The organism is bacterium, from assembly GCA_041648665.1.
Taxonomy (GTDB): domain Bacteria; phylum UBA10199; class UBA10199; order 2-02-FULL-44-16; family JAAZCA01; genus JAFGMW01.
The window spans coordinates 1-4,662 of the sequence record JBAZOP010000152.1 but is presented as its reverse complement, the minus strand read 5'-3'; the positions used below and the strand labels follow the sequence as shown (position 1 = coordinate 4,662).

Here is a 4,662-nt window from a genome sequence, read left to right as displayed (position 1 = left end):
CATGCGAGGGCTATAGAAGAGGGGCAGGACGGAGTCAAGGCGCGAGAATTCGTCGCCGCAAGTTCAATAAGTTGGTGCAACGTCCCGATGCTTGCGATAGGGATCGCGGCGACCGGCGCAGGACCGGCGGCGGAGGTGAAAATATATGACAGTCAAATTCACGTCGAAATTCGTTTCAATCTTCGTCTTGCTGCTCGTCGTTTTTGTCTTTGGCACGGCATCCGCAAAAAGGCCTGCGGCCTTTGTCGACATCTCTGAAATCGATCCCTCCATCGCAACGGATATGCGCTATGCGGGGAGCCACAATTTCGTCGGCGAGAGGATAGACGGCTATGACGCGCCGAAATGCATCTTGACCGAGAAGGCGGCCAAGGCGCTTGCGGAGGCGCAGGCGGAGCTCAGGCGATTTTCACTCTCGTTCAAAGTGTATGATTGTTATCGTCCGCAGCGCGCCGTCGATCGGTTCGTCGCGTGGGCGGAGGTCCTGGATGACGACCGGATGAAGGCGGAATTCTATCCGCATGTGGACAAGAAGGACCTGTTTCGCGACGGCTTCATCGCCAGGAGGTCGGGCCATTGCCGCTGCAGCACCGTGGACCTCACGATCGTCCCCGTGCCGACCCCGCCGCAGGAGCTCTATGACGATGGTCGGAGATTGTTCAGCTGCGAACTCCCTGCGTCCAAGCGCTTTCGAGACAACTCCATCGACATGGGGACCGGCTTCGACTGCTTCAGCGAGCTTTCGCATCCGGAGAACCTCTCCGTGGGTATGCAGCAGCGTATCAACAGGGCGCTTCTGAGGGCGATAATGGAAAAACACGGTTTTACAGGCTACGACAAGGAATGGTGGCATTTCACGTTGAAGGATGAGCCCTTTCCAAACCGATCGTTTGATTTCGTGATTGAGTGACCTTCAGGTCCTTCAGGATGCTGAATTCAATAAAAAATAGCTTGCGGATCATGGCTTTGATGCGCTAAGAGCGTCGGATAATTATCGTCTATCAGGGGTTTTTATGGCCATAGGCGGCTTTGCGATCAAACTTCAGGTTTCCTCGTTGCCGGTTCAGCTCGGCACGATGATAGGCTTCGCCAGGGCGGGCCGCGGCGCTGTGCTTTCGTATGCGTGGGACGGCGTCCAATCCAGGATCTGGAACGAAGTGGAAGAGCCGGAGAGGAATGGCGTGGTATTTCCAAGGCAGGGGTCGCCTGCTTCGGCCTACGCGGACTTCAGGGACACGGTCATCGCCAGGAGCAGGCGTTACATGGACATGCGCATTGACGAGGCACATGCCGAATTGCGCGAGTTCGGCAAATTTGAGCAGATAGGGGTGAGGGAGCCGCTTCGCTTTGCAAGGCAGCTGATCGAGGCCAGGGACCTGGGCATTGTCTCGGAGAGCGCGGCGTTGACTATGTTGGCCTCGGCCGCAAAGCTCTTCGAGGAGGAGGGCCTGGACGTCGTAATGGCTCGGACCAAAAGCGGGATAAATCGCAAGTTAGTCGGCGGGCTCGCAGGGGTTGCGGGCGTCGCGAGTCTGGCGATCGGTTCGTATATGTTGTCGGTCTCCGCCCCGGGGATAGCCTTGGTCGTATTGGGCATCGCCGCCATAACGTACGGCGCCTCCCGTCTCCTGGAAAACAGGGCAAGACAAGAGGAACCCCCTGTCGACGACATGTGATCGGTCATTTTTCCGAGCAACAATTTTTTCTTTTGGGCGATAAAACTGGATCATGGCCAACACATTCCCCATCTTCGCATCCCCTGTCATGCAGTCGGCCCCGGCTTCCGGTCTGCTCTACCATATGGCGAGGTCCCACGCCGACGACACAAGGAAATACACCCCGTATCAGAGCCTTTTTTCCATGGCGCAGGACAGATTCATCCAGGGCCAGGCGACCAAGGGTTTTTTTGCGCGCATGGAGGGCGAAAGGGCCGTCTCTTTTTCGGGCAGCAGGCTCATGGGGCTGAGAAAGCTCGTGAGCAGGCGCAGCGAGTTCGGCATATGCTTCGAGAAGAATCTCATCGACCCACTTGGCACCGATATCAGGCCCGTCCACTACCTGGAGCGCGGCGCGATAGAGACCATCATGCACAAGGGCGTATACCCGCGCGGCATGGGCCCTGCGGACAGATACTGGATCGACCTGGAGGAGCCGGGCGCCTACTCCTTCTCCTGGGAGCAAGAGTGGCGGAAGCTGGGCGACTTCGAGTTCGATCACGACTCCGTGGTATTCCTCATCGCTCCTATGGCTGAGATCAGCGCCGAGATCTTCGCCCTCGGTTACCCGATCATCCCTTCGGAGGTTATTCGCAACCCTCTGCTCCACCTGCAGAGGGTTGCAAAGCTCGTGGCGCAGGCGCGCGAGCAGGCGCCTGCTGGGCTGGCGATCGACGAGGCTTCGATCGAGGATAACTATCTCGTCTGGCTGGCCGATAAATACAGCGCTGAGCAGGCTGGGCAGTATGATGACTTTTATCCCAAGATCAGGGCCGAGATGCGGTGGGAAGAGGAGCGCCTGATCTACACCGAAAGCGGAGAGCTCATCGATTCCAACGGCGAGGGGAACATGTTCGAGGCCTCGTCGTTCGACCTGGACAACTATCTGGACGAGATATACGAGGATGAATGGTGAGGGGATTATCACTATTGAGCATGCGCGGATGTTCGTGCTAGTCTCCTCTCATTGAAAAAGGGGGGACTTTATGAAGAATTCGTTGATTGCAGGACTGGCAGTGGTCGTTCTGTTCGCGGCCGGCTGCGGTGGCACGAGCCCGGCGGGCGATGTGCTGACTGCGATCACGCCTGAGGACGGCGCCACCGGCGTGCCGGTGACCCAGACGATAACGGCGACCTTCGGTTCCGACCTCGACGAGACCACTCTGACGGCGGCGAACATCACGCTCGCGCGCGCGGGGGCGATAAACGTGCCCGGCGCCATCGCATACGACGCCGCGACTCGCACGCTCACGTTCACGCCCGACTCGCCGATGCTGGCCGGCATGCTCCACACCTTCACGATCAGCGCCGATGCGCGCACCAAAGCGACCGGCGATTACGTGATGACGTTCACGACCCAGGAAACTCCGGTGCTCTTCACCTTCAGTGAGGACGATGCGACGAGTCCCTTCGACCTCTGGAGCATGAACGCGGACGGCTCAAGCCAGACCAACCTCACCGCCTTCGGCACCAAGACTGCGGGTTCATTCAGCCTCATAGCATCCTGGTCGCCCGACTTTACGCGCATTGCATTCATCGGAACGACGGGGGATCCCTCGGATCGTCAGGATCTCTACGTAATGAACGCAGACGGCTCCGACCGGATCAATCTCACCAATGGGGCTGCGAACTATAGCGCGGATGTCTTCAAGTGGGCCCCGGACGGCTCGAAGATCTATTTCATATTCACGAATGACGATGATGCAGCGGAATCGCACTACGACATCGGATCGGTAAGCCCTGACGGCACCGGCTTGACCAACCTCACAAACCTCGCCGCCGCGATGACCGTCATGGGTCCCAACCTTCAGATTTCCCCGGACGGCTTGAAGCTTTATTATTGCGCCGGAGGGGTGGGGGAGGATGATCCGTACGACATCTACTCAATCGGCACCGACGGCACGGGCAACGTGAACCTCACCAATATGCCCGCGACGGCCTCGGCGGTCTATCAACTGCTCTCTCCGGACGGCACGAAGCTCTACTATACCGGGGCCTCCGCCGCATCCGAGTTCGGTTTGTATTCGATCAACGTCGACGGAAGCAACGTGCAGACGGTGGTCGCCCCTGTGGCGAACCGCCCGATCATTGCTTGGGAAGTGAATCCTGACGGCTCACAACTCGTGGCGACGACGATCACCGGAGCGGTGACGGTGGCCGCAGCGGCGTTATGGGACGTAGCCATCGCCAACACCGACGGTTCGGGCATGACGCCGCTGACCGCGGCCTCAGGCAGCACGATGGGGATCGTGGGCACGTGGTCTCCTGACGGAACGAAGGTGGCGTATGCCTACGGCGATCCGACCAGCGGGCCGTTGGATATCTTTGTCGCCGATCGCTATGGCGCAAATCCCGTCAACATCACCGATTTTGCCGCAGGTTCCACGGTTATGGTCGACATGGTGTTCTTCGACAGCCTCAATGTCATCCGATGGTCGCCCGACAGCTCGCAAATCCTCTTCACGCAGATGGTCGATGATGGCGTAAACTATCAGATGAATGTGATCGCGGCCAACGCCGACGACTCTGGTCTCACCGCGCTCACCAGCGTGCCTCCGCCGCAGACAGCCGTCTTTATCTCCTGGTGGTAGAGACTGAGATAAACCGGCGCTGCACAGGCCTTCTGCGCTAGACGGCCAGGCGCTCCGTCGGGTCGAGTCCCATGGCCTTGCAGTAGACGTGGTTGATCGCCGCGAGCGTGCTGACGGCGGTCTCGGCGTTGATGAGATCTGCAGGCGGCAACTCCGAAAGTTTCACGCCTTCCCGAAAATTCAGGCTGCAGCAGGTGATCGCGCCCTCAGACGCGTGCGCGGTGGAGGAGGGGCGCAGCCCCCATTCCCCTTCGCGGCCCTTTGGTATCAGGAGCGCCGCGCCCCAGAGGCGGCATACTGCGGGCCTGGCCTGGTAGATCGAACACAATCCCTCGTCATTCAGGCGCGAGCATCGA

Annotated in this window: 5 protein-coding genes; 4 read left to right on the top strand and 1 reads right to left on the bottom strand. The window is 59.2% G+C overall.

Annotation, left to right across the window (positions count from 1 at the left end):
- Positions 1–145 precede the first annotated feature (145 nt).
- From WC683_19635 to WC683_19620, 4 genes are all read left to right on the top strand, one after another.
- Positions 146–910, top strand: a complete 765-nt coding sequence (locus WC683_19635) for a M15 family metallopeptidase (GenBank protein MFA4974819.1) — start codon at positions 146–148, stop codon at positions 908–910.
- Between the two features lie 103 nt (positions 911–1,013).
- Positions 1,014–1,676 carry a hypothetical protein gene (locus WC683_19630; protein MFA4974818.1) on the top strand — a complete coding sequence of 221 codons (663 nt, stop codon included), beginning with the start codon at positions 1,014–1,016 and terminating at the stop codon, positions 1,674–1,676.
- 52 nt (positions 1,677–1,728) lie between these two features.
- Positions 1,729–2,631, top strand: coding sequence for a hypothetical protein (locus WC683_19625; protein ID MFA4974817.1), 903 nt, complete (start codon positions 1,729–1,731; stop codon positions 2,629–2,631).
- 70 nt (positions 2,632–2,701) lie between these two features.
- Complete coding sequence (locus WC683_19620) at positions 2,702–4,306, top strand: Ig-like domain-containing protein (GenBank protein MFA4974816.1); 1,605 nt, start codon at positions 2,702–2,704, stop codon at positions 4,304–4,306.
- Between the two features lie 37 nt (positions 4,307–4,343).
- On the opposite strand, the gene WC683_19615 is transcribed toward WC683_19620, so the two are convergent.
- On the bottom strand, positions 4,344–4,662 hold a 319-nt coding region (locus tag WC683_19615; protein ID MFA4974815.1), incomplete at its 5' end, for a hypothetical protein.